The sequence below is a fragment of the Kordia jejudonensis genome (assembly GCF_001005315.1).
Classification (GTDB): Bacteria; Bacteroidota; Bacteroidia; order Flavobacteriales; family Flavobacteriaceae; genus Kordia; species Kordia jejudonensis.
Genome location: NZ_LBMG01000008.1, coordinates 120,483 through 145,216, shown reverse-complemented (window position 1 = coordinate 145,216; position 24,734 = coordinate 120,483). Strand labels below are relative to the sequence as shown.

General features: G+C 34.9%; 24 protein-coding genes and 1 tRNA gene. 11 read left to right on the top strand and 14 right to left on the bottom strand.

What is annotated here, in order from left to right; genetic code table 11:
- The first annotated feature begins 205 nt into the window (after positions 1–205).
- From AA089_RS06430 to AA089_RS06420, 3 genes are all read left to right on the top strand, one after another.
- Positions 206–2,665 (top strand): ligase-associated DNA damage response DEXH box helicase, encoded by a 2,460-nt coding sequence (locus tag AA089_RS06430; RefSeq protein WP_046756092.1) that lies wholly within the window; start codon positions 206–208, stop codon positions 2,663–2,665.
- Positions 2,662–3,309, top strand: coding sequence for a ligase-associated DNA damage response endonuclease PdeM (gene pdeM / locus AA089_RS06425; RefSeq protein ID WP_046756091.1), 648 nt, complete (start codon positions 2,662–2,664; stop codon positions 3,307–3,309). The genes AA089_RS06430 and pdeM overlap by 4 nt, the downstream gene beginning before the upstream one ends.
- Positions 3,310–3,455: 146 nt before the next feature.
- Positions 3,456–3,540 (top strand) — tRNA-Ser (locus AA089_RS06420).
- Between the two features lie 91 nt (positions 3,541–3,631).
- On the opposite strand, the gene AA089_RS06415 is transcribed toward AA089_RS06420, so the two are convergent.
- Entirely contained in the window at positions 3,632–4,033 is a 402-nt protein-coding gene (locus AA089_RS06415; protein ID WP_046756090.1) for an acyl-CoA thioesterase, read from the bottom strand.
- A 116-nt stretch (positions 4,034–4,149) separates the two neighbouring features.
- Between AA089_RS06415 and AA089_RS06410 the strand changes: the two genes are divergently transcribed.
- From AA089_RS06410 to AA089_RS06395, 4 genes are all read left to right on the top strand, one after another.
- On the top strand, positions 4,150–4,779 hold the full coding sequence (locus tag AA089_RS06410; protein ID WP_046756089.1) for an NAD(P)H-dependent oxidoreductase: 630 nt from the start codon (positions 4,150–4,152) through the stop codon (positions 4,777–4,779).
- A 71-nt stretch (positions 4,780–4,850) separates the two neighbouring features.
- Entirely contained in the window at positions 4,851–5,306 is a 456-nt protein-coding gene (locus AA089_RS06405) for a thioredoxin family protein (RefSeq protein WP_046756088.1), read from the top strand.
- Positions 5,307–5,399: 93 nt separating this feature from the next.
- Complete coding sequence (locus tag AA089_RS06400; RefSeq protein ID WP_046756087.1) at positions 5,400–6,593, top strand: DegT/DnrJ/EryC1/StrS family aminotransferase; 1,194 nt, start codon at positions 5,400–5,402, stop codon at positions 6,591–6,593.
- Positions 6,594–6,785: 192 nt separating this feature from the next.
- The gene (locus AA089_RS06395) at positions 6,786–7,055 is read left to right on the top strand and encodes a hypothetical protein (RefSeq protein ID WP_046756086.1); all 270 of its coding nucleotides are present in this window, start codon (positions 6,786–6,788) and stop codon (positions 7,053–7,055) included.
- Between the two features lie 164 nt (positions 7,056–7,219).
- On the opposite strand, the gene ribB is transcribed toward AA089_RS06395, so the two are convergent.
- From ribB to tpx, 7 genes are all read right to left on the bottom strand, one after another.
- Entirely contained in the window at positions 7,220–8,368 is a 1,149-nt protein-coding gene (gene ribB / locus AA089_RS06390) for a 3,4-dihydroxy-2-butanone-4-phosphate synthase (RefSeq protein ID WP_046756085.1), read from the bottom strand.
- 134 nt (positions 8,369–8,502) lie between these two features.
- On the bottom strand, positions 8,503–8,628 hold the full coding sequence (locus AA089_RS25650) for a hypothetical protein (protein WP_262495010.1): 126 nt from the start codon (positions 8,626–8,628) through the stop codon (positions 8,503–8,505).
- 65 nt (positions 8,629–8,693) lie between these two features.
- Positions 8,694–10,634, bottom strand: a complete 1,941-nt coding sequence (locus AA089_RS06385; protein WP_046756084.1) for an LptF/LptG family permease — start codon at positions 10,632–10,634, stop codon at positions 8,694–8,696.
- Positions 10,635–10,708: 74 nt separating this feature from the next.
- Positions 10,709–11,353 carry a LolA family protein gene (locus AA089_RS06380; RefSeq protein WP_046756113.1) on the bottom strand — a complete coding sequence of 215 codons (645 nt, stop codon included), beginning with the start codon at positions 11,351–11,353 and terminating at the stop codon, positions 10,709–10,711.
- Position 11,354: 1 nt separating this feature from the next.
- Positions 11,355–13,799, bottom strand: coding sequence for an FtsK/SpoIIIE family DNA translocase (locus AA089_RS06375; RefSeq protein ID WP_046756083.1), 2,445 nt, complete (start codon positions 13,797–13,799; stop codon positions 11,355–11,357).
- Between the two features lie 209 nt (positions 13,800–14,008).
- A complete protein-coding gene (locus AA089_RS06370; RefSeq protein WP_046756082.1) occupies positions 14,009–14,368 on the bottom strand; it encodes a diacylglycerol kinase family protein in 360 nt (119 codons plus the stop codon).
- Positions 14,361–14,867, bottom strand: a complete 507-nt coding sequence (gene tpx, locus AA089_RS06365; protein WP_046756081.1) for a thiol peroxidase — start codon at positions 14,865–14,867, stop codon at positions 14,361–14,363. The genes AA089_RS06370 and tpx overlap by 8 nt, the downstream gene beginning before the upstream one ends.
- 227 nt (positions 14,868–15,094) lie before the next feature.
- Here tpx and katG point away from each other — a divergent pair, with 227 nt between their 5' ends.
- Positions 15,095–17,314, top strand: coding sequence for a catalase/peroxidase HPI (gene katG, locus AA089_RS06360; RefSeq protein WP_046756080.1), 2,220 nt, complete (start codon positions 15,095–15,097; stop codon positions 17,312–17,314).
- Between the two features lie 74 nt (positions 17,315–17,388).
- Here katG and AA089_RS06355 read toward each other — a convergent pair whose 3' ends face one another.
- The 4 genes from AA089_RS06355 to AA089_RS06340 form a co-directional block, all read right to left on the bottom strand.
- Positions 17,389–17,646, bottom strand: coding sequence for a DUF6952 family protein (locus AA089_RS06355; protein WP_046756079.1), 258 nt, complete (start codon positions 17,644–17,646; stop codon positions 17,389–17,391).
- 55 nt (positions 17,647–17,701) lie between these two features.
- On the bottom strand, positions 17,702–18,010 hold the full coding sequence (locus AA089_RS06350) for a thioredoxin family protein (protein WP_046756078.1): 309 nt from the start codon (positions 18,008–18,010) through the stop codon (positions 17,702–17,704).
- A gap of 7 nt (positions 18,011–18,017) precedes the next feature.
- On the bottom strand, positions 18,018–18,662 hold the full coding sequence (locus AA089_RS06345) for a peroxiredoxin (protein ID WP_046756077.1): 645 nt from the start codon (positions 18,660–18,662) through the stop codon (positions 18,018–18,020).
- Positions 18,663–18,913: 251 nt separating this feature from the next.
- A complete protein-coding gene (locus tag AA089_RS06340; RefSeq protein ID WP_046756076.1) occupies positions 18,914–20,587 on the bottom strand; it encodes a Na+/H+ antiporter NhaC family protein in 1,674 nt (557 codons plus the stop codon).
- Between the two features lie 103 nt (positions 20,588–20,690).
- Between AA089_RS06340 and AA089_RS06335 the strand changes: the two genes are divergently transcribed.
- Positions 20,691–21,722 (top strand): metal-dependent hydrolase, encoded by a 1,032-nt coding sequence (locus tag AA089_RS06335; RefSeq protein ID WP_046756075.1) that lies wholly within the window; start codon positions 20,691–20,693, stop codon positions 21,720–21,722.
- A 33-nt stretch (positions 21,723–21,755) separates the two neighbouring features.
- Here the strand turns inward: AA089_RS06335 and AA089_RS06330 are convergent, their stop codons facing one another.
- Positions 21,756–22,016 carry a hypothetical protein gene (locus tag AA089_RS06330; RefSeq protein WP_046756074.1) on the bottom strand — a complete coding sequence of 87 codons (261 nt, stop codon included), beginning with the start codon at positions 22,014–22,016 and terminating at the stop codon, positions 21,756–21,758.
- A gap of 214 nt (positions 22,017–22,230) precedes the next feature.
- Positions 22,231–23,445, bottom strand: coding sequence for an aminotransferase class I/II-fold pyridoxal phosphate-dependent enzyme (locus AA089_RS06325; RefSeq protein WP_046756073.1), 1,215 nt, complete (start codon positions 23,443–23,445; stop codon positions 22,231–22,233).
- 159 nt (positions 23,446–23,604) lie between these two features.
- Between AA089_RS06325 and AA089_RS06320 the strand changes: the two genes are divergently transcribed.
- On the top strand, positions 23,605–24,063 hold the full coding sequence (locus AA089_RS06320) for an Lrp/AsnC family transcriptional regulator (RefSeq protein ID WP_046756112.1): 459 nt from the start codon (positions 23,605–23,607) through the stop codon (positions 24,061–24,063).
- 32 nt (positions 24,064–24,095) lie between these two features.
- Positions 24,096–24,728 (top strand): CPBP family intramembrane glutamic endopeptidase, encoded by a 633-nt coding sequence (locus AA089_RS06315; RefSeq protein WP_046756072.1) that lies wholly within the window; start codon positions 24,096–24,098, stop codon positions 24,726–24,728.
- Positions 24,729–24,734 lie beyond the last annotated feature (6 nt).

The window sequence follows — 24,734 nt, the reverse complement described above, 5'->3', positions numbered from 1 at the left end:
AAGTGTCAACGAATTACTTAACCTTTACAATATCGAGCGCAGTCGAGATAAATTTTAATGTAAAAAGTTATTAGTTTTATAATATTAGAAAAATGAATCAGGAAAAAATCAAAATATAAAAGTATCATCTAACAACCAAAACCCAACGCCCAACAGCCAAAACCTTTAACCTAAAACCCAAAAATCCAACATCAAACACCCAACAATGAGCAAACTAGAACAAACGGAAGGCTATCGGATCATTCATAATTGGATGGCAGACAAAGGCTTTTCTCCATTTGACTTTCAACTGAAATCGTGGAAAAAGTATGCGCAAAACTATCACGGACTTGTTGTTGCACCAACGGGTTTTGGAAAAACATACGCCATGTTTCTGGCAGTATTGATCGATTATTTAAATCATCCTGAACAGTATAAAAAAGGCATCAAGTTGCTTTGGATTAGTCCGTTGCGTTCATTGGCAAAAGATTTACAAATTGCCATGCAAACTGCTATTGACGAAATTGGGCTCGATTGGCAAGCCGCCGTGCGAAATGGCGATACGTCTACAAGTGTACGCCGTAAGCAAGAACGTGCAATGCCTGATATTTTACTCACAACTCCCGAAACCATGCATTTGCTGTTCTCACAAAAGAAAAACTCACGCTGGTTCAAAAACATTCGTTGCGTGGTTGTTGATGAATGGCACGAATTACTTTCTACCAAACGCGGTGTATTAACCGAACTCGCCATTGCACGTTTGCGATCACTTTCAACCAACATTCGAATTTGGGGCGTTTCGGCAACGATTGGAAATTTAGAAGAAGCCAAAACGGTATTAATTCCTTATGAAAATGTCAAAACAACGATTGTTACATCAAAAGAAAAGAAAAAACTCAACATCATTTCATTATTGCCCGATGAAGTTGAATTGTTGCCTTGGGCAGGACATTTAGGCGGAAAATTGGCAAAAAATGTATTGAATGTTATCTATGAAAATAATACCACTTTGGTTTTTACCAACACGCGAAATCAAGCAGAAATGTGGTATCAATTGTTATTAAATGCCGATGCAGATTTAGCGGGACAAATTGCCATTCATCACGGTTCTATTGACGCCAAATTGCGCAATTGGATTGAAGATGCCATCAATAATAACTTGCTCAAAGTTGTAGTGTGTACATCGTCTTTAGATTTGGGAGTCGATTTTAAACCTGTTGATTGTGTAGTGCAAATTGGCTCTGCGAAAGGAATTGCCCGATTTATCCAACGAGCAGGACGAAGTGGACATTCGCCTAATGAAATCTCAAAAGTATATTTTGTTCCCACACATACGCTGGAATTGATAGAAGTTTCTGCCCTAAAAGAAGCAGTAAAACAACGCGATGTAGAAGCACGAACGCCAATGGTTTTAACGTATGACGTGTTGGTTCAATTTTTAGTTACTTTAGCTGTTGGCGAAGGTTTTCAAAAAGAAGAAACGTTTCAAATGATTCAAGAAACACACGCTTTTTCCTATCTCACAGAAGACGATTTTGAATGGGTCATGCAATTCATTACAAAAGGCGGAAGCACATTGCATGCGTATGAAGAATTTCACAAAGTAGTTTTTGATGAAGAGAAGGAATTATTTGTCGTAAAAAGTAGACGAATTAGTATGTTGCACCGCATGAATATTGGCGCTATCGTAAGCGATGCTATGTTGCGCGTAAAGTACATGAAAGGTGGTCACATTGGAATGATAGAAGAATATTTCATCTCCAAACTAAAAGTCGGAATGCCGTTTGTATTGGCAGGACGTGTATTGGAAATAGTACATATAAAAGACATGACCGTTATTGTGAGAAGGAGCAAAGCTAAAAAGGCCATTACACCAAGTTGGAAAGGCGGACGTTTACCCTTGACTTCTTATCTGAGTCATTATTTACGCTTAAAGCTGAATGATGCCTTACAACCTTCAACGCGTGAACGTGAATTGAAGTTTTTGAATCCGTTACTGATGACGCAGAATAAAAAATCGCATATTCCAAAATCGGATGAGTTTTTAGTAGAAAAAATACAAGCAAAAGAAGGTTGTCACTTATTTTTTTATCCGTTTGAAGGACGTTTGGTCAATGAAATTATGGCGTCGTTAATTGCATATCGAATTAGTAAATTGCAACCGATGACGTTTTCCATTGCGATGAATGATTATGGTTTTGGTTTGCTGAGCGATCAAGAAATTCCTGTAACGGAAGCCAATCTGAAAGTAATTCTATCAAAAGAACATCTTATGGATGATGTCATTGCGAGTATCAACGCTTCTGAAGTTGCAAGTCGAAAATTTAGAGACATCGCCGTCATTGCTGGTTTGGTTGTACAATCGCAACCTGGCGCTAAAAAAACAAACAAAAGTTTACAATCGTCTTCAAGTTTAATTTTCAAAGTTTTGGAAGACTACGAACCGAATAACTTACTTTTGCGGCAAGCATATACGGAAGTGTTTAACGAACAATTGGAAGAAGCACGACTGCACGAAGCATTTGATCGTATTTCGAAGAGTACAATCATTTTAAAACAAGCAAAAGGATATACACCGTTGAGTTTTCCAATAAAAGTAGACAGCTTACGAAACACTATGAGTAATGAAAAATTAAGCGATCGTATTGCACGCTTACAGAAACAACAATACAAACTAATTACGTGAATATAATTACAAAAAATATACAATTTGGTGGCGAATTGCTTACGTTAACCAATCAACGTGTTGTGTATTGGAAACCTCAAGAAGCGTTGATTTTGTCAGACATTCATATTGGGAAAACGGCACATTTTCGTCAACATGGCATTGCAATTCCTGACGATGTATTGGTAAAAGATTTACAGCGTTTGCAAGCACTTTTAGAACACTTTGCACCTAAAAAGGTTATTGTTGTGGGCGATTTGTTTCATGCCGATTACAATCAGAATTTCGACATCTTCATACAATGGATGCAACAGTTTCATAATCTTGAAAAGATACTCATTCGGGGAAATCACGATCGTTTCAAAATATCTTTTTATGAAAGTTTAGGCTTTACGACGCATATACAATTAGAAATAAACTCTTTGGTATTTGTGCATGAATCCATTCAGCCTACGCCGAATCAATATTACATTTCAGGACATACACATCCTGGTGTTCGGATACAAATGAAAGGCAGACAATACTTAAAATTGCCTTGTTTTCAAGTCACACAGCAACAATTAATTTTACCTGCATTTAGTCTCTTTACAGGATTAAACACGCGAACGGACATGGAATCGGTAAAAAACTATGCGTTTACAGAAGATGCCATCTTAGAGTTCTAAAACAAGTTTATGTCTAATGCTAACATTTACAATTGGTTATCGATTGAAATAAAAAAAGTCTCAAAAAAACCTATGATTTTGTTTTAAGAATTAAAAAAGGTTTCTATATTTGCATCCGCAATCAGGAAATACCTGATGAGACACTCGGAGAAATGGCAGAGTGGTCGAATGCGGCAGTCTTGAAAACTGTTGACTGTAACAGGTCCGGGGGTTCGAATCCCTCTTTCTCCGCAAAAGAAAAGCTTCACAATCATGTGAAGCTTTTTTAGTTTTATATAAAAAGGTAGTGTTTTACTACTGTTTCATTAGAAAATGTTATGCATTAATGTTTACTATCCACAATCTTCACAGGATTTTTATCATCATCAATAGCGACAAACGTAAATAAACCTGTAACCGCTTTTTTGCGTCCTTCTTCATACATATTCTCTTTAAAAATATCTACTTGTACCACACAACTTGTATTTCCCACTTTAATCACTTTGGCAATCAACTCTACCAACGTTCCTTGTGGAATTGGCTCGGTAAAATCAATTTTATCTGTGGAAACGGTTACAACTTTCTTTCGGCTAAACCGTGTGGCACAAATAAAAGAAGCCTCGTCCATTAATTTCAAAGCTGTTCCACCAAAAAGTGTGTCGTAATGATTGGTCGTATTTGGAAAAACGGCTTTAAAAATATGAGTCTGAGAGTTTTCTATACGTGCTTGAATATGTGAATCCATAAAAGTGTGTTTTGTTTATGAGGCAATTAGTTATTTTTATAGGAAACTGCGAACGTTCCTTTTCTGTATTGCGTACTTTTGTTTTTTAATAGAACAATTAATCAAAGATAGAATATATGCAAATACTAGATAGTTTAAAATGGAGATATGCAACAAAAAAGTTTGATGCAACTCGTTTTTTAAATCCTGAACAACTCAACATGCTTAAAGAAGCGTTTAATTTAACAGCAACTTCTTACGGATTGCAACCGATACGATTGGTAGTAATTCAAAATAAAGAAGTACAAGAGCAGTTGGTGCCACATTCATGGAATCAGCGTCAAGTAGCTGATGCTTCACACTTATTAATCATTTGTACGGAGAATGCGATTAACAAAGATACAATTGAAGCCTATTTTGATCGTGTAAAAGCAATTCGAAACACGCCAGATGAAATTTTAGCACCGTTTAAAGGATTTATGATTGATTCCTTTTCAAAAAAGACACAAGAAGAGCTGAAAACTTGGGCAGCAAAACAAGCATATATCGCTTTAGGAAACTTACTAACTGTTTGTGGAGTTGAGCGAATTGATGCCTGTCCAATGGAAGGATTTTCTCCTGAAAAATACGATGAAATTTTAGGTTTGGAAGCACACGGACTTTCCTCAGCATTAGTATTGCCAGTAGGATACAGAGCTGCAGATGATATGTTTGCTGATTTTAAAAAAGTACGCAAGTCAGTTTCAGAAAGTATATTGGAATTATAATAAATTGGCAAGATTATTGTTTTAATGCAAGAAACACATATATTTGTTTAGTGCTTTAACACCGTATTCACATGAAGAAATTACTTTTTTTAGCCGTTTTTTTTATCGGATTTTCTGCAATCGCACAAGAAGATGTAACATTAAATTGGCTCACAGATTTTGATGAAGCAAAGAAAATTTCAAAAAAAACCAACAAACCAATTTTAATCTATTTTACGGGAAGCGATTGGTGTCCACCGTGCAAAATGCTAAAAGAAGATTTTTTCTACACAGAAAAATTTAAAGAAAAAGCGAAGGGCTTTGTGTTGGTTATGGCAGATTTTCCAAGACGAATTGACATCATTACCAACGAACAACGTGTGGAGAACAATAAACTTGCAAAAAAATACAATACCAAAAATAAATTTCCAAATATTGTTGCTGTAGATTATAAAGGCAAAGAAATCGATAACATTATGTCGTACAATATGATGCGCGATACCTCAAGACATTACAGATTTCTTGAAAAAATAATGGAAAAGTATTAATACAATACACATCATAAATTAACCTCTTTTCAATACTTTTGTATCCAGAAAAGAGGTTTTTATTTTTAATACAAATTAGAAAAGACACACACAATGCCAGGATTTGAATTATTTAGTGACGCCGAACGAAAAGAAGTTCATGATGTATTAGACAGTGGTGTACTTATGCGTTATGGATTTGACGGAATGCGTAACGGACACTGGAAAGCAAAAGAACTAGAACAGGCTTTAGCAGCACAATTTAATGTAAAACATACGCAACTTGTTTCCAGTGGAACAGCCGCAGTTTCAGTGGCTTTAGCAATAACTGGAATTGGAGCAGGCGATGAGGTTATCATACCAACATTTACATTTGTAGCTAGTTTTGAAGCCATCATGATGTTGGGCGCTATTCCTGTGTTGGTTGATATTGACGACACACTAACGCTCGATCCTGAAGCGATTCGTAAAGCCATTACACCAAAAACGAAAGCAATCATGCCTGTACACATGTGTGGAAGTATGGCAAACTTAGACGCAATCAAAGCAATTTGTGACGAACATAACCTTATTTTGGTAGAAGATGCTTGTCAAGCAATTGGTGGAACCTACAACGGAAAAGCACTTGGAAGTATTGGAGATGTTGGTTGTTTTTCATTCGATTTTGTAAAAACAATGACCTGTGGCGAAGGCGGCGCAATCATCACAAACAATGAAAAATACTATACAAATGCCGATCATTATAGCGATCACGGACACGATCATGTTGGGAATGATAGAGGAGCAGAGACACATCCATTTTTGGGATATAATTTTAGAATTTCCGAACTAAATGCAGCCGTTGGTTTGGCACAAGTTCGACGTTTACCTGAATTCTTGTCAATTCAGAAAAAGCATTATACGATACTGCGAGAAGCGTTGGCAGACATTCCAGAAGTTACTTTCAGAACAGTGCCTAAAGGCGGTGTAGAAAGTTGTGCATTTTTGAATTTCTTCATGCCAGATTTGGATACAGCCAGAAAAGTGATGGCAGGATTCAAACAAAACGGAATTGATGTGTGTTTTCATTACTACGATAACAATTGGCATTACATTCGTAAATGGGAACACTTAAAAAATGTAAAATCGTTGTATCCAGTCTCGAAAGAAGTAAAAGAAGGTATGAAATATTTAGATACAAAAACCTTCGAACAATCAGATCATTACATCGCTCGAAACATTTCTTGTTTGATAAAAATGTCATGGACAGAAGATGAAGTAAAAGCAAGAGGACAAAAAATGCATGAAGTGATTTTGGCTTCCTTATAAGGAGAAATTACGATACATATTCAAGATATAGCTAAGGGTAGAAGCAATTCTGCCCTTTTTTTGTATATATTTTTGAGTGGAACTCAATTTAGATCTAACTACACAACTTTTCATGCAGCGCACACACTATGCGTCTTTTTTCTTACACATGTTTTATACTATTGTAGCTCAATTAACCAAAATACTGAAAACATGAAAAAAAGAAATTTAAAGAAATTACAATTAAACAAGAAGTCAATTTCTAGGATTCAAGAAGAACTCATTTCTGGAGGCGATGTGTCATTGCCAAATCCAGCAACAGGACATTTATGCGATCTTACAGGCGCTTATTTTTGCCTTTCTTGGCAAGCTTGTAATACACGTCCAGAGAATGTAACTTGTATGTTTACAGTAAATCCAGGACCAATTAGAACAACAGGTAGAGTTACACTAGATTGTATCAACACAAAATTTGCTTGTTAAAACAAAAATAAAAACAAAAACAAAATAAAAAACCAGAATGTTTAATGCATTCTGGTTTTTTATGTGAACTCGTTTAAACTAAACAAATAACGATCAACGAACCAACAGGAGCAAAGCGACGTTCTAAAAGCGCAGCGATCTAACAATCCAACGCGTTAGCGTTTCTAATATGAAACATACGCTACAATCTCCAAACCGTAACCGATCATTCCGACACGTTTTTCTTGATGTGTGTTAGTTACCAATCGTATTTTACTAATGTTGATATCATGCAGAATTTGCGCACCAATTCCGAAGTCTTTGGAGTCCATCTTTATCTTTGGAGCTTTGTATTCGCCATCATTTTGCAATGCTTTCAATTCTTTAATTCTTCGCAATAAATTCAAAGAACTATGATCTTGATTGATAAAAACGATGGCTCCTTTTCCTTCATCATTAATCAAACGAAACATATCATCAAGCTTTTTATCAGCATTGTTGGTCAATGTTCCTAAAATATCATCATTTACCAATGTAGAATTAATTCGTGTTAACACAGGTTCGTCAGCTGACCAGCTTCCTTTGGTCAATGCAATATGTATTTGATTGTTTGTCGTTTGTTGGTAAGCACGCAAGCGGAAATCGCCAAAACGAGTTTGTACGTCAAAATCTTCCTTTTTCTCAATTAACGAATCGTGTTCCATACGATAAGCAACTAAATCTTCAATAGAAACGATTTTAAGATCAAAATTCTTCGCAACGTTCATTAATTGTGGCAAACGTGCCATTGTTCCGTCTTCATTCATGATTTCCACAATCACACCAGCAGGTTGCAATCCAGCCAAACGTGCAAAGTCAATAGCAGCTTCTGTATGACCAGTTCTACGCAATACGCCACCTTCTTTTGCCTTTAGTGGAAAAATGTGTCCTGGACGTGCTAAATCGAACGGACGTGTATTTTTATCAATCAATGCCTGTACCGTTTTAGAACGATCAGCAGCAGAAATTCCTGTTGTAACTCCGTTTCCTTTCAAATCTACAGAAATGGTAAATGCAGTTTCCATTGGATCTGTATTGTTGCTAACCATCATTCCTAATTGCAATTCTTTACAACGGTTTTCAGTTAAAGGAGCACAAATTAAACCGCGACCATGCGTAGCCATAAAGTTGATCATTTCTGGCGTCACCTTTTCAGCTGCAGCTAAAAAATCTCCTTCATTTTCACGATTTTCATCATCGACTACGATAATTACTTTTCCTTGTCGGATGTCTTCAATGGCTTCGTGAATACTGTCTAATTGTATTTTAGTGCTAGATTTTGTAGTTGCGGTCATGAATTTATATTTGCCTACAAAAATAATCAATCTTCTTTAATCTGCTTCATAAAACAGCGCAAAGATTGCTGTTCGTATGGAGAGATTTTACGTGAATAACTAAAAAAAGTGAGCCGAAACTCACTTTGTACTTTTTAACAACAAACCCACATGAGTCCATCGAAGTAAATACAGGCACAAACGAGTCCGCCAGTTACTTCTTTCTGAGTTTCTTTGTCAAGTTCTTGTACGCCTTCAAGCGCTAAAATGTTTTTTAACATGATATAAAGTTTTTGGTTATATAACCAAGTTACACGACCAATAAACTGTTACCCTAAAACAGGTATTATAAAATAATATTGATATTTTTCTTGATACGAATATTCAATAGAATGATGATCACAAAATAGAATGGAATTCCTAAAATAGTAAGTAAAATTCCGTACGGCTTGCTTTTAAATTGATTGTTCGTTACTTCAACAACATTGTTAAAGAATATGTGCGTGCGTACGTAATGATATATGAAAAACAAACCAAAGATGACAATTGTGGAAATTAAACCAATTTTCATCCACTGTTGCATGTCTATATTATTATTTAAAATCGGCAATGCCAATGCAGAAATTACAAATGGGAAATAAAAATAAAACGCAAACTTGGATGATTTTTTGTAAGATGCATAATCTTCTTTTGCTTCTTCGTAATCTTTGTTTTCAAACGCACCAAGTATTTGCAAACGTTCTTCTGTGACACCTCTAGACGCTAAAATATCAACACCAAGCGATCGTTCGCCTTCGGTATAATTATATTGTTGGTAATTTCGAACTACATCAATCAGTTGCTGATCGCTGAGCATTTCAAATTTTTCCAAACTACCTTGATCACGTTCCGTAATAAGTGCTTTTTCATACACAACTTTTTCCTCAGCCGTTTCTCTTGGTTTTACAAACAGATTTTTAAGTCTTACTAATACTCCATCAAAACTAAATATTCCTTGATCGGATGTTGCTCTACGTGTAAAATAAATACTTAACGGAAACATTAACAGCGTCGATAGCCATGTGCCGAGCCAAGGAGGAATACTTCCATCTTCAGCACTGTTTTTTCCAAATATTCCAATAAAATGATACGCTAAAAATAGACATACTGCAATAACCATGGGCAATCCAATTCCACCTTTGCGAATAATGGCTCCTAATGGTGCGCCCACAAAGAATAGAATGATACATGCAATAGCAACCGCAAATTTATCATGCATGTATATTTTTTGATGATTGATCTTTTTTTCAATTCTATTGAAACGATTTTTCTTATTTTGAAGTGATGTACGACGTCCTTTTATGTTGCTTATTGAGATGTCAAGCGCTCTTTTTCTGTTTTGAAGTGATAGAATATCTAACAAGTTTGTAACAGAACCAATGGAATCTTTTGAAACTTTATTTAAAGTGTCTCTTGTAGCAATTATAATACCACTTCGCTTGAGCATATTATTTCCAAAACTAATTTTTTCTTCGTCATATTCTTGCTCAAGACCGTTGATTGTGTCTCTCAACTGTTGCACATTGAACATTTTGTACGTACTGTATTTTTCGTCTTTAAAATCAACTTTATTCACTTCACGCAAGTCAATATTCATGATGTATTTTTCAAACGAAACTTTGGCATGTGGCACACGAATAATTTCTTTCGGATCGGAAGGTCTGATGTCTTCGTAACGATTTCCATTAAACAATACCATTTGTAAGATATCGGAATCTGGACTACTTTTGAGTTCGCCAGTTTTAGATTTCATCACAATACGATTTTTTTGATCGTTGGATTTTTGATGAATTATCACTTTGTCTAGCAACTGATCATTATCGCCGTATTTTCGATCTACCTTTATATTGATGTTTCCAATATCATTAAAAACACCTTCGCCAATTGCTAAGGCAGGTTTTTTCTTGGCTAAATTTTTACGTAAGTTGTATTGTTTAAATTCTGACCAAGGAATCACATTATTCGCAAAGAAAAAAGTTCCAATACTCAATAATACGATGAAGATAATTAGACTACGCATGGCACGCTGTAACGAAATTCCTGTTGATTTCATTGCTGCAAACTCGTAGCTTTCTGCAAATCGACCAAAGGTCATAATGGAAGAAACCAATATACTCAATGGTAATACCAAAGGAATTAGCTTTGGAGTTGTGTAGAGGAGGAATTTTAAAATAATTCCAGCATCCAAACCTTTTCCAGCCAATTCACCTATAAAAAGCCAAACGGTTTGTAATATAAATATGAACATAAATATTACAAACACCGTAAAGAAAGTTACAAGGTAACTTTTAAGAATATATCTATCTAATATTTTCAAGCAGACTAATCGTTTTTGTCAATATAATAATCTTGGTATTTCGATTCGTCAAATATAAATAAGCTTTTTGATAAAGGCTGATTTGTTTTAAAAGAATTAACAGTTAAAGTAGTATTTGTACCATTTTTTCCTGTCTCAATTAAGTTGTAGATGTGTTTTGTTTTGATGTCAATACCCAATAATACACTCTTGATGTCTGATTCACTGTCTGTTGGCGTTAATTTGATGTATTGAATTTTTCGACCTCTAATATTTTGTAAAATATCCCAAGAATAGGTGTATCCATTTTTGTAAAAAGTAAGCATTGCAGAAGGAGACAACGCACCTTCTTCATCATCTTCTAAATCTGTAATCGTTACTTCTTCGTTTGCAGGAATAATAGTGTATACTTTTTTAGTATCAAACATTTTGGTAAAGCCCAAAAAGTTAAGCAAATACTTTTCGCCTTCCAGCGTTACATTTCCTTTCGATTCTTGCTTTGTGTTCGATTCTTTGTTATTTAATTGATATTTGAATTCAATTTGAATATTTTCATAATTGTTTACTTTTTCAGAAACTTCATCCAATAGTTTTTTTGCTTTTTCTGCATTTTGTGCATTCACATTCAATGCAAATACTCCTAATACGAACACTAAAACTAATTTTTTCATTTTATCCATTTTTTTCGTTTTCTAATAATTGTTCTAAAGCTAATATGTCTGGAACAAGCACTTGACGCGCTTTACTTCCTTCAAATTGACCTACAATTCCTGCTGCTTCTAATTGATCTATTAAACGACCAGCTCTGTTGTATCCGAGTTTTAATTTTCGTTGTAATAACGAAGCTGAACCTTGTTGAGCAATTACAATAACTTCCGCAGCTTGTCGGAAGAGTTTGTCCCTTTCGGAAATGTCTATATCAAGACTTGTGCCACTTTCTTCGCCAACATATTCTGGTAAGATATGTGCGTCAGGATATGCCTTTTGAGCGCCTATGAAATCTGTGATTTTTTCTACTTCTGGCGTGTCTACAAAAGCACATTGAATTCTGATTAAATCGTTTCCTTGTGTGTATAACATATCTCCACGACCAATTAATTGATCGGCTCCAGAATTGTCCAAAATCGTACGTGAATCTATTTTAGACATTACGCGGAATGCAACTCTGGCAGGGAAATTGGCTTTGATCATCCCTGTAATTACGTTTACAGATGGACGTTGTGTGGCAATAATCAAGTGAATTCCAATAGCTCGTGCTAACTGTGCCAAACGTGCAATTGGCGTTTCTACTTCCTTACCAGCCGTCATGATTAAATCGGCAAATTCATCCACCACCAAAACTATATATGGTAAAAACTTATGTCCGTCATTCGGATTTAGCTTTCGAGCTTTAAATTTTGTATTGTATTCCACAATATTTCGACACAATGCATTTTTCAACAAATCGTACCGTTGATCCATTTCTATACACAATGAATTTAGCGTATTAATTACTTTCGAATTGTCGGTAATAATTGCTTCCTCAGAATCTGGAAGTTTTGCCAAATAATGACGTTCTATTTTGTTGAATAAGGTTAATTCTACTTTTTTCGGATCGACTAATACAAATTTTACTTCCGCAGGATGTTTTTTGTATAAGATTGATGTCAAAATACAATTCAGTCCAACCGATTTACCTTGTCCTGTTGCTCCAGCCATGAGTAAGTGTGGCATTTTTGCCAAATCGACCACTAAGGTTTCATTACTAATGGTTTTACCAAACGCAATAGGCAACTGCATTTCTGCTTCCTGAAACTTCTTAGACGCAATCGCAGAGCGCATAGAAACAATTGCAGGTTTTTTGTTTGGCACTTCAATTCCGATGGTTCCTTTTCCTGGCATTGGCGCAATAATACGAATACCTAACGCCGCCAGTGACAAAGCAATATCGTCTTCTAAGTTTTTAATTTTAGAAATACGAACACCAGCTTCTGGAATAATTTCATACAACGTTACTGTTGGTCCAACCGTAGCTTTAATGCTTGCTATTTCTATTTTATAATTACGAAGTGTCGTAACAATTTGATTTTTATTTTCTTCTAATTCTTCTTGATTGATGGTGATAGAACTCCCGTTTGTATAATCTTTTAACAATTCGATAGTAGGGAAGCGGAAGTTGCCCAATTCTAGTTTTGGATCAAATTCGCCATGTTCTTTTACGAGTTTATCTGAAAGATTTTCTGCAACTGTTTTTTCTTCAACTATTTTTTCAACTTCAATTTCGGTTTCTTCCTCTTTCGGAATTTCAACTTCGAAGGAAGTATCTTTTTGTACTTTTTTTTCTGTACGATCAGAATGATTTTTTATCGTAGGTTGAAGATTTTCAACTGATAATTCAAACTCAGACTTTTCATCTTCAACTTTCTTCCCAATAGTTTCCTCAATCGTTGCATTCTCAGGCGAAGTTGTTGCTGTAGCTGGTTCGTCTTTTAATGTTGGTTCAGGAATTGTTTCATCTGTATGAAAATCTTCAGCAATTACAGCTTTTTTCTTGTTGAAATATTCCATAACACTTTCTGGCGTAAGCTTCAAACGTACGACTGCATAAATGATGGCGCCAAATAATAAAATTAAACCGACACCAATTTTTCCGATATAATCTTGTAAAAAGGAATTGATTTCAAAACCAATAGTTCCACCTAAAAGTGGAAATGATGAAAAGAAAAATCCTGAAAAGACAGAAAACCAAATCACGATAATGCTTCCCCAAAACCAATTGTTGAATAGTTTTCGTCCAGAAGATAAAAATAGTGTCAGGCCAGAAAGGAAAAGCAATCCGACAAAGATGATAGAAGCAATTCCGAATCCTTTATAAATAAAGAAATGGCTAATGTTTGCCCCAAACTTTTGCATCCAATTTTCAGTTTCGGAAGCTCTTGTCAATTCTCCTAATTCACTTTGATCAATTTCCCACGTAAGGAAAAAAGAAATAAAGGCAATAAAAAGTGCCACAGCAAACAACATGAGTAAACTTCCCAGCACAATTTTATGTTGTCGGGTAAGTGTAAAATCAGGTTTTTTGAATTTTGAAACTCTAGGAGTCTTTTGGGTTTTCTTTACGGGTTTTTTCTTTGCCATTCAGGAATCGCTATTTCGTACAAACGTACAATTTTCACTTAGATTGCAAGATATTTAAAATTATCTGTACCCGAAAAGTTTTTATAGAAGAATACTAAAGTTTTTTGAGGAATAGAAAAGGTTTCTTGTTCCATAAAAGTAAAGAATGAACCTTTTTATTTTAAGATTTTGATACAATTTACATCAATAGTATAAATACCAATGTTTTTTTAGAATATTTTGGGCAGATAAATGATGCAACCAATAATAATTGCGGCAATTGCAAAAATAAAAACCGCGCCAGCTGCTAAGTCTTTGATCAAGCCAATTTTTTTATGATGTTCAGGATGAATAAAATCTGCAATTTCTTCCACAGCAGTGTTAAAACCTTCCAAACTCATAATCAGTCCAATAATTAAGGTTTGTACAATCCATTCTGTAGTTGAAATTTCAAAGTAAATTCCAGCAATGGTAACCAAAACGCCAATAAAGAACTGCGCTTTTACGCTGGCTTCTGTAGTAATGAGCAGATATGCGCCTTTAAACGCATATCCGACTCCTCTTATTCTTCCTAGTAAAAAGTTACGCATTACCTAATAGGTCTAAAACTTTTGAATATTTTGGCTGATCTGCAATATTTGGTACTTGTTCCGTATGTATTACAGTGCCTTCTTCGTCTAATACGACTACAACGCGCGAGTGTAATTTTTGCATGGGTCCATCTAACAAATCCAAACCGTATGCTTTTCCAAAACTTCCCTCTCTAAAATCTGAAAGTGCTTCTAAGTTTTCCAAACCTTCGTCTTTACTAAATCTACTGAGCGCAAAAGGCAAATCGTGCGAAATACATAACAATTTAGTGTTTTCCAAAGCGGCAACTTCTTTATCAAAAGTTCTTACCGATGTTGCACAAACAGAAGTATCAATGCTTGGAAAAATATTTAAAATAACTCTTGAACCTTTATAATCATCTAAAGTTTTAGTTTCCAAATTAACTGTTGTAAGTTTAAAATCAGGAGCTTTATCGCCTACTTTTGGTAGATTTCCTGACGTATGAAATTCATTCTCTCCGAGTTTTACTGTTGCCATTGTATTTTTGGTTTAAGTTATAAAGTGTAAAATTAAACAATAATGAGCGCGTATTTATACTACTTTGGAAAATTTTATGAAATAGCTTAAACTTATAAATAGTAGTGTTGTATATAGTCAAAAACTATTATGAGATAATAACAATCAATTTCTTAGTCTTGATTATCGTAATTTAATAAGTAACTTTAGGACTATCTAAGAAAACCAAAATTTTAAAATACATAGCAATGGAAAATAATGCGCATTCTGATGAAGGCAAAAACTTTGATTTAAACGAAAGTACAGCAAAATGTCCTTTCTTCAGTGGAACTACAAAAAAGACAGCAGGTAGCGGTGTAAAAAATCGCGATTGGTGGCCAAATGAACTAAAATTGAACATATTGAGGCAGCATACTTCAACATCAAATCCTATGGGAGAAGATTTTGATTATGCGGAAGCGTTCAACAGTTTAGATTTTGCCGCTTTGAAGCAAGATGTTATTGATTTAATGACAGACTCTCAAGATTGGTGGCCTGCAGATTATGGACACTATGGTGGATTTATGATTCGTATGGCTTGGCACAGTGCCGGAACCTACAGAGTAGGCGACGGACGCGGTGGAGCAGGTTCAGGAACTCAGCGTTTTGCACCACTAAATAGTTGGCCAGATAATGGAAACCTTGACAAAGCTCGTTTGTTATTATGGCCTATTAAAAAGAAATACGGAAACAAAATATCGTGGGCAGATTTAATGATCTTAGCAGGAAACTGTGCGTTGGAATCTATGGGATTCAAAACATTTGGTTTTGCTGGCGGGCGTGAAGATGTTTGGGAACCAGAACAAGATGTATATTGGGGAAGCGAAACAGAATGGGGAGAAAATGATGATCGTTATGAAAATGGCGATTTAGAAAATCCGCTTGCTGCCGTTATGATGGGATGGATTTATGTAAATCCTGAAGGTCCAAACGGAAATCCTGACCCAATGGGATCTGCTGCAAATGTTAGAGAAACGTTTGGCAGAATGGCGATGAATGATGAAGAAACCGTAGCGTTAGTTGCTGGTGGACATACCTTTGGAAAAGCACACGGAGCTGCCGATCCAAATAAATATGTTGGCGCTGAGCCACATGGCGCTTCTATTGAAGAAATGAGTACGGGTTGGAAAAATTCTTTTGGAACGGGCGTTTTAGACGACACTATTACAAGTGGAATTGAAGGTGCTTGGACACCAAATCCGACACAATGGGATGCAGATTACTTTGATGTATTATTAAATTATGACTGGGAATTAACAAAAAGTCCAGCAGGCGCACACCAATGGACGCCAACCGCAGCTTCTAATGCGAGAATGGCACCAAAAGCAGGCGATCCAAATGGAAAGCAAGCATTGATGATGACTACGGCGGATATTGCGTTGAAAACAGATCCTGAGTATTTGAAAATTTCAAAGCGTTTTCACGAAGATCATGATGCGTTTGCAGATGCATTTGCACGTGCTTGGTACAAATTAACGCATAGAGACATGGGACCAATTGATCGTTACTTAGGTCCAGAAGTTCCACAAGAACAATTACTATGGCAAGATCCGATACCGAAAGTAGATTACACGTTAAGTGACGCGGATATTGACAATTTAAAGAATATGATTTCTAATTCAGGATTGACAATTTCTCAAATGGTTACTACCGCTTGGGCTTCTGCTTCAACATACAGAGGTTCTGATATGAGAGGTGGAGCAAATGGCGGACGTTTACGCTTGGAGCCACAAAAAAGTTGGGAAGTAAATAATCCTGCTGAATTGCAAAAAGTATTGAATACTTTAGAAGGAATTCAAAACGATTTTGACGGAGAAGTATCCATTGCAGATTTAATTGTATTGGCTGGAAATGTTGGAGTTGAAAAAGCGATAAAAAATGCAGGACATGATGTCAATGTTTCGTTTACGCAAGGTAGAGGAGATGCTACACAAGAGCAAACAGATATTGAAGGATTCAATTATTTAGAACCTTTAGCTGATGGATTTAGAAATTATATCAAATCTGATTTAAAGATTGCTGCGGAAGATTTATTAGTAGATCGTGCAAACTTGTTAACCTTATCTGCTCCAGAAATGACAGTTTTAGTCGGTGGTTTGCGTGTTTTAGGTACTAACTACAACGGATCCAATCATGGAGTGTTTACTGATAACGTTGGAAGTTTGACGAATGATTTTTTCAAGAATATCTTAGATTTTAGTTACACTTGGAAAGCTACCACAGATGATGATCGTTATTTTATAGGAAGCGATCGTAAAACGGGTGAAATTAAATTCACAGGAACGCGAGCAGATTTAATTTTTGGTTCAAACACCGAGTTAAGAGCTATCGCGGAAGTTTACGGAAGTGACGATGCACAGGAAAAATTTGTACACGATTTTGTTGCTGCTTGGACAAAAGTGATGAATCTTGATCGATTTGATCTGTAATTAGAAAAACAATAAACATAAAAAAAGTCACTTCGCGAGAAGTGACTTTTTTGTTTTGAACATATTGTAATTTATTACTTGTCAATAGATCCCATAACACGTTGCATAAAACTATTTAATGCTTCTTTTCGTGGCGTTCCTTCTTTTTCCATTTTGTGGACTTCAACAGCGCCATACATATTGGAAATCAATTCGCCAATAACATCTAATTCTTCATCTTTTAATGAAGGAACTTCCGTTAATGCTTCTAAGGTTTCAATAGTTTCCACAACATAATCTTCATCATTTTCAGCAATAAATTGTGTTAAGTGTTTAATTACAGGTAATTTCATTTAAAAACTTTTTTTATTCCCTTGTAAAAGGGAATCTTGTATTAGTATTTACTAATTAAGCAATTTCAGCTACTAATTCTTTTAAAACATCAAACTTATTCGTTTGTACTTGATTTACAAATGCACCATTTTTAAATGTTGCAAACGTAGGTAAGTTATCTACTGTAGCTAGTTTTCTTGATTCTGGAAATTTTTCTGCATCAGCAATCACAAAAGTTACTGCTTCTAGCTCACGCGCTAGTTTTTTTACTTTTGGTTTCATAATGCGACAATTTCCACACCAAGTAGCAGAATATTGTACCACAACTGTGTCGTTACCGCTTACCAATTCTTGTAAATTGTCTTGATTTAATTCTTGAACCATGATAGTGTTAGTTTACGTGTGCAGCTAAGTATTCAGCAACTCCATTTCTATTTGCGTCCATTGCTTCTTTTCCTTCTTCCCAGTTTGCAGGACAAACTTCTCCTTTTTCTTGTACATGCGTGTAAGCATCAATCAAACGGATATATTCGTTTACATTTCTTCCTACTGGCATATGGTTGATTCCTTCATGGAAAACAGTCCCTTCTTCGTCAATTAAATACGTAGCTCTGTAGGTTACATTGTCTCCTTCAACTTGAACTGTTCCTGTTTCTTCATCATATACTTCGTTTTGGATATCTAAAATACCTAAAATACTAGATAAGTTACGGTTGCTATCTGCTAATAAAGGATATGTTACACCTTCAATTCCACCATTATCTTTTTCAGTGTTTAACCAAGCAAAGTGTACTTCAGGAGTATCACAAGAAGCTCCAATTACAAGAGTATTTCTTTTCTCAAACTCACCTAAAGCAGCTTGAAAAGCGTGTAATTCTGTTGGACATACAAAAGTGAAATCTTTAGGGTACCAAAATAAGATTACTTTTTTCTTGTTGTTTACTGCTTCTTCAAGGACGTTTAATTTAAAAGTATCGCCCATTTCGTTCATTGCGTTTACGTTTAAATCTGGAAATTTTTTTCCTACTAATGCCATAATTTTATATTTAAAATAATTTGTTTTTTCAAGGCGCAAATATAGGTAAGTCGTCATGAGTTTTGCGCTAAGAAAATTATAATTTCTTATGAATCTATAAGCGCATCTTATGGTGGTTTTTTTCTGTAGAAAATGTCAATTGATAACTATCAGACAATCAGTAGATTTACATGTTTTTTAGCAAATTATTTTTGAATATAACATCCCAAAAAAAATAAAAATTCCCGAAAGTAATCTGTATAAATATTGGTTTATGGAGTTTTACCTTGAAGTTGTCTAATTTTGATTTTAAAGGCAGCAAAAAGTAGTGTGGTAAATGGACTTAGCCAGTTGAAAATTGCATACATAAAATATTCGCCAACACCAACGCCTAAAACACCAGATTGATATGCTCCACAAGTATTCCAAGGAATTAACACAGAAGTAACCGTTCCTGAATCTTCAAGTGTTCTACTTAAATTTTCAGGCGCTAAATCTCTGTCTTCATATGCTTTTTTAAACATTTTACCAGGAATTACTAATGCTAAGTATTGATCGGAAGCAATTATATTTAAACCCAAACAACTAGCAACCGTACTAGCAAAGAGTCCAAATACACTTGTTGCCATTTTCAATAATGCTTGTGTAATTCTAGATAAAGCGCCGATAGCATCCATAACGCCGCCGAAAACCATTGCACAAACTATTAAAAAGATTGTCCATAACATTCCATTCATTCCACCAGAACCGAATAATTTTTTCAATCGTTTTATAGTAATAAGTTTGTCTAAATTTTCAGCTTTTGTTGCCACTTCAGTTTGTGATAATGAAAGGCTAGCAAATACGTTTATTAAATCTTCTTTTGTGTAAATTTTCGTAACATCATCATCCGTAAAGATATTTTTTAAGTCTTCATCTGATTTAATAGTCGTTAATTCTTTCTCTGTAAAAGTAGCGACATACGCTTCGTCTGGAATTTCAATACTGGTATCAGTCAAAACAGCATTTGTAATTACAGATGTTTTTGAAGATGAAAGTTTATTTAAAACATCTGGTTGAAATATTAAAGCAAAAATTGCAGCAAGAACGACACCAGATAATAATGCTATTAGTGGTTTTGTTTTTAATAAAATTAATGCAATTACCACTAATGGAACGACAAATAACCAAGGTGTGATATTAAAATTTGTGTGTATGGTTTCAAGAATAAAAGCGATATCGGCATTTCCATTAGTCTCTATAGTAGTACTTAAAATGGTAAAGAAAATTAACGTAATAATTATTGTGGGAACCGTAGTAAATGTCATATAACGAATATGAGTAAACAAATCAGTTCCAGCCATTGCTGGTGCTAAATTTGTAGTATCACTTAATGGCGACATTTTATCTCCAAAATACGCTCCAGATATAACAGCACCTGCAATCATACCAGAAGGAATACCCAATGCGCTACCTATTCCTATTAAGGCAATACCTACCGTTGCAGAAGTGGTCCAACTACTTCCTGTGGCAATAGAAATTATAGCAGCAATTATAACAGAAGCAGGTAAAAATATTTCAGGACTCAATACTTGTAAACCATAATAAACCATTGCAGGAATAATTCCGCTAATTAGCCAAGTTCCTGCCAAAGCTCCAACTAAAAATAAAATCATGATAGGAACAAATACACTTCGTAAATTTTCCCAAATTTCTTTTAGCATCAAGCCAATTGAAACTTTATTAAACAGTCCATCAACAATAGCAACTCCAGCTCCGATTAATAAAATTATTTGATTTGTGTACGCGCCAAACCATTCTTGACTTTCTACAAAAAAGATATTGTAAGCCAACAATCCCATGAGTATAACAACAGGAATCAAGGCTTCCCAAATACTCAGTTCTGAGTTACTGACAATCGTTTGATCCTTTGCTTTCGTTTCTGAAATGTTGTTTTTTTCTTGCATAATGATTCGGTTCGTTTCTTAGCGTAATGTTACGATTTTGTTAACTACTATGCAAATCAATTTGGTTGCGTACCTTTGCAAATCTTATAATTTAAATCAATTCATGGATTCGTTAACGCAAATAGTATTAGGAGCCGCTTGTGGCGAAGCTGCAATGGGAAAAAAGATTGGCAACAAAGCGTTATTGTTTGGTGCAATTGGTGGGACCATTCCAGATTTGGATGTCTTTGTGGGAAATTGGTTGTACGATAATCAAATAGATGCCATGTTGTTTCATAGAGGATTCATGCATTCGATTGCTTTCGCGATTTTAGCCGCATTTTTGTTTGGACTGCTCGTGTATAAATTATACGATAATGGCAAACGAAAAGACACAACTACTCAAAAAGATTGGACTTGGTTGTTTTTCTTGTCCATATTTACACATCCTATTTTAGATTGCTTCACAGGATACGGAACGCAATTATTCTTACCTTTTTCAGATTACCGCGTTGCATTTAGCAATATTTCTGTGGCAGATCCTGCGTATACAGTTCCGTTTTTACTCTGTTTGATAGTAATGATGTTTTTTAATCGAAAAAATCCAACACGAAAATTATGGCTAAAACTAGGCGTAGGAATTAGTTCCATATACATGTTATTCACGATTGGAAACAAATTTTATATCAACTCAGTCTTTGAAAAATCGTTAGTCGAACAAGGCATTCAATATACGCGTTACAATACAGAAGCTTCAATTTTAAATAACATATTATGGTTTGGAATTGCCGAAACGGAAACCGATTATCATGTTGCTTTTTATTCACTATTCGATACAAAATCAACGTTTATTGATTGGAATACGATTCCTAAAAATCACAATTTGCTTCCGAAGGACAATCCTGATTTGGCACAACTAACTTGGTTTAGTAACGAATATTACAATCTCCAAGATAATAAAGACGGAACATATTTGTACAGTGATTTACGATATCCTTCTATTGATACTGGAAATGGGAAATCGGCTGTATTTTCATTTACCCTATTCAAAGACGGAAATCGACTCAATATGAAACCTTTTGCCCCAGAATTTGATGAAAATATGACGATGGGCGATATTTTAGGAATCTTTTGGGAACGTGTGAAAGGGAAATAGTAAATTGGATTATTGGATTATTGGATTATTGGATTATTTTAAATCAATCCCATTATCATATAAATAGCTAATACATTTACTACAAACCTGTTTTCCAACTTTTGCACATTGTTTTCGGGCACTGTTTTCGGGTTGACATGAAAAAATAGTTTTAGAAGCATCATCAGCATCCATTTTTCCGCAAATTGATTTTTGTTTAGCGTAACATTCATCTTCTTTTGTCTTAGAAGCTAAGAATAAATGCATCTCTCCTGAGTCTATGTGTTCTCTTAAAATATATACGTCTTGGCTCATTAATTTAGGGTTTCTTAGGTAATCATTGAATTTTGAATTCAATGATAACGATATCTGTAGAATGAATTTTACGGAAAACCGTAATGAGCGATATTTTTATAAAAAGCACGTAGAAACACTTAAGTTGTTTCTTTTTTATAGTGTAAGTTTTTAACTCAAAAAGGAATACCTTGAGATATTCCTTCTTGTCTCGTAGTAACTAAAAAAAGCTTAATTATACCAACGTAGGCTGTAAAATATGAAGTTCATGCATGCATTCACGCATAATCGTATAGGTTCTGTGGATGTCATTATCCAAACCTATAGAAAAACGAATCAAGCCATCTGTTAAGCCCATTGCTGCTTGTTCTTCTGCTGGTATTTCCGATGAGGTAGATGTTCCTGGCGCGCTAAATAACGTTTTATAAAATCCTAAGCTCACGGCCAAATACCCTAAATTTCTTTGTTGCATTAACTCCATGAGTTGATTTGCTTTTTCACTGCTACCAACATCAATGGTTAGCATACCGCCAAAACCATACTCTTCATTCATCATGCTTTTAAATAATTCATGTGATGGATGTGAAGTCAAGCCTGGATACACCGTTTTTAAACCATCTTCTTGAAATTTTTGTGCTAAATAGGCTGCGTTGTGACTGTGCTGTTTCATCCGAATATGAAGCGTTCGTAAATTTTTCAATACAGAAGCCGCTCGCAAACTATCCATTGTTGAACCCAATAACATGCTTGCGCCGTCATTAACATTTCGCAATTGATCAATAAAAGCTTGTGTTCCACAAACTACACCACCAACCGTATCACTAGAACCGTTGATAAATTTCGTTAAGCTGTGAATAACCACATCTGCTCCAAGTTTGGCAGGCGAAATTGACAACGGCGAAAAGGTATTGTCAACCACTAATTGTAAATTATATTTCTTGGCAATTCTGGCTAGACCAGCAATATCAGCAACTTCTAACAGTGGATTGCTAACCGCTTCGCAGTACAATACTTTCGTTTTTGGTGTAATTGCCGCTTCAACCACATCCAATTTTGTAATATCTACAAATGAAGTTTCAATATGAAAACGTGGTGTAAAATTTTTTAAAAAAGCATACGTTCCGCCATAAATCGTTCTGCTAGAAACAATATGATCGCCACTTTTGCATAACTGTAATAAAACTGGTGTAATGGCGCCCATTCCTGAAGCGGAAACATTTGCAGTTTCAGTGCCTTCCATAGCGGCCAACGCTTCGCCTAAATACAAATTGCTCGGCGATGTATGTCGCGAATACAAATAACAACCATCTGCATTGCCTTCAAAGGTGTCAAACATGGTTTTTGCTGACAAAAATGTATAAGTTGATGAATCTGAAATTGAAGGATTTACACCTCCAAATTCGCCAAAATACTGTAAATCTTGTATGTTACTAGCTGGATTGAACTTCATAGTTTTTAAAATTTAAATATGTAGTAAAATTCGATATAAATAGAATTAAAATCAATCAAATGTGTTTTATATAGAAAATAAATCTATTAAAATGGTTTTAGAGTGAAATATTATTTAATTTTACTTTGAAAATAATACAATTATAGAATTTTTTCCATGTTGAAACTTGATCAAACCGACCGAAAGTTGTTAATGCTATTGCAAAAAGATAGCAAACAAACCACCAAAGAATTATCAAACAAGCTAAACTTATCCGTAACTGCTGTGTATGAACGTATTAAGAAGCTTGAAAAAGAAGGTGTTGTGAAAAATTATGTGGCAATTTTAGATAAAAAACGAATTGCAAAAAGCTTCATGGCGCAATGTCATGTACGTTTAACACAACATTCAAAAGACTTTGTGCTAAAATTTGAACGTGAAATTATAAAGTTGGAAGAAGTATTGGAATGTTATCACGTAAGTGGCGATTACGATTACATTCTAAAAATCTTAGTGGAAGATATGGAAGCGTATCGCGATTTTATGGTCAGTAAACTAACGGTAATTCCAAACATTGGAAACACGCATAGCATTTTTGTGATTAGTGAAGTAAAACATACAACGGCGATTTCTGTTTAGAAAACCATACCTTTATATTCTAAACGTTTCAAATGGATTTTCAAAACACACGCTACAAACTCACAGAATTCTTCTTGATTTTCATTTTGATGCCTGTAAGTTTGGTATTAGATTATCCTATTTGGTTAAAACTCGGACTTGGACTTTTCGGTTTTCTATACATCGTTTGGATGTTACTCAGAGTAGAAAAACAACGTTTCAAACTCAATGAACATCTCAATTGGAAAGCATTTTGGGAACGAACGTTAATTTTACTAGCTTGTATTTGTGTAATTACCGCAGTATATGTGTATTTTACAGATATTTCAAAGCTATTTATCGTCCCAAAAACAAAACCATTATTATGGCTTTTCATTTTATTCTTTTACAGTGTATTTTCAGTATATCCACAAGAATTAATATACAGAACCTTCTTTTTTGTTCGGTATGAATCATTATTTAAAAATAAAAATCTACTCATATTTATCAACGCCATTGTGTTTTGCTTGGCACATTTTTTCTTTCAAAACGTATTAGTTTTAGTACTTACATTCCTTGGCGGGATTTTATTCGCGTTCACGTTCATCAAAACGAAGTCGACACTATTAGTCACTATTGAACACGCCATTTATGGAAGTTGGTTGTTCACCATTGGAATGGGAGAAATGTTAGGGTTTCCTGTTTAACTAATT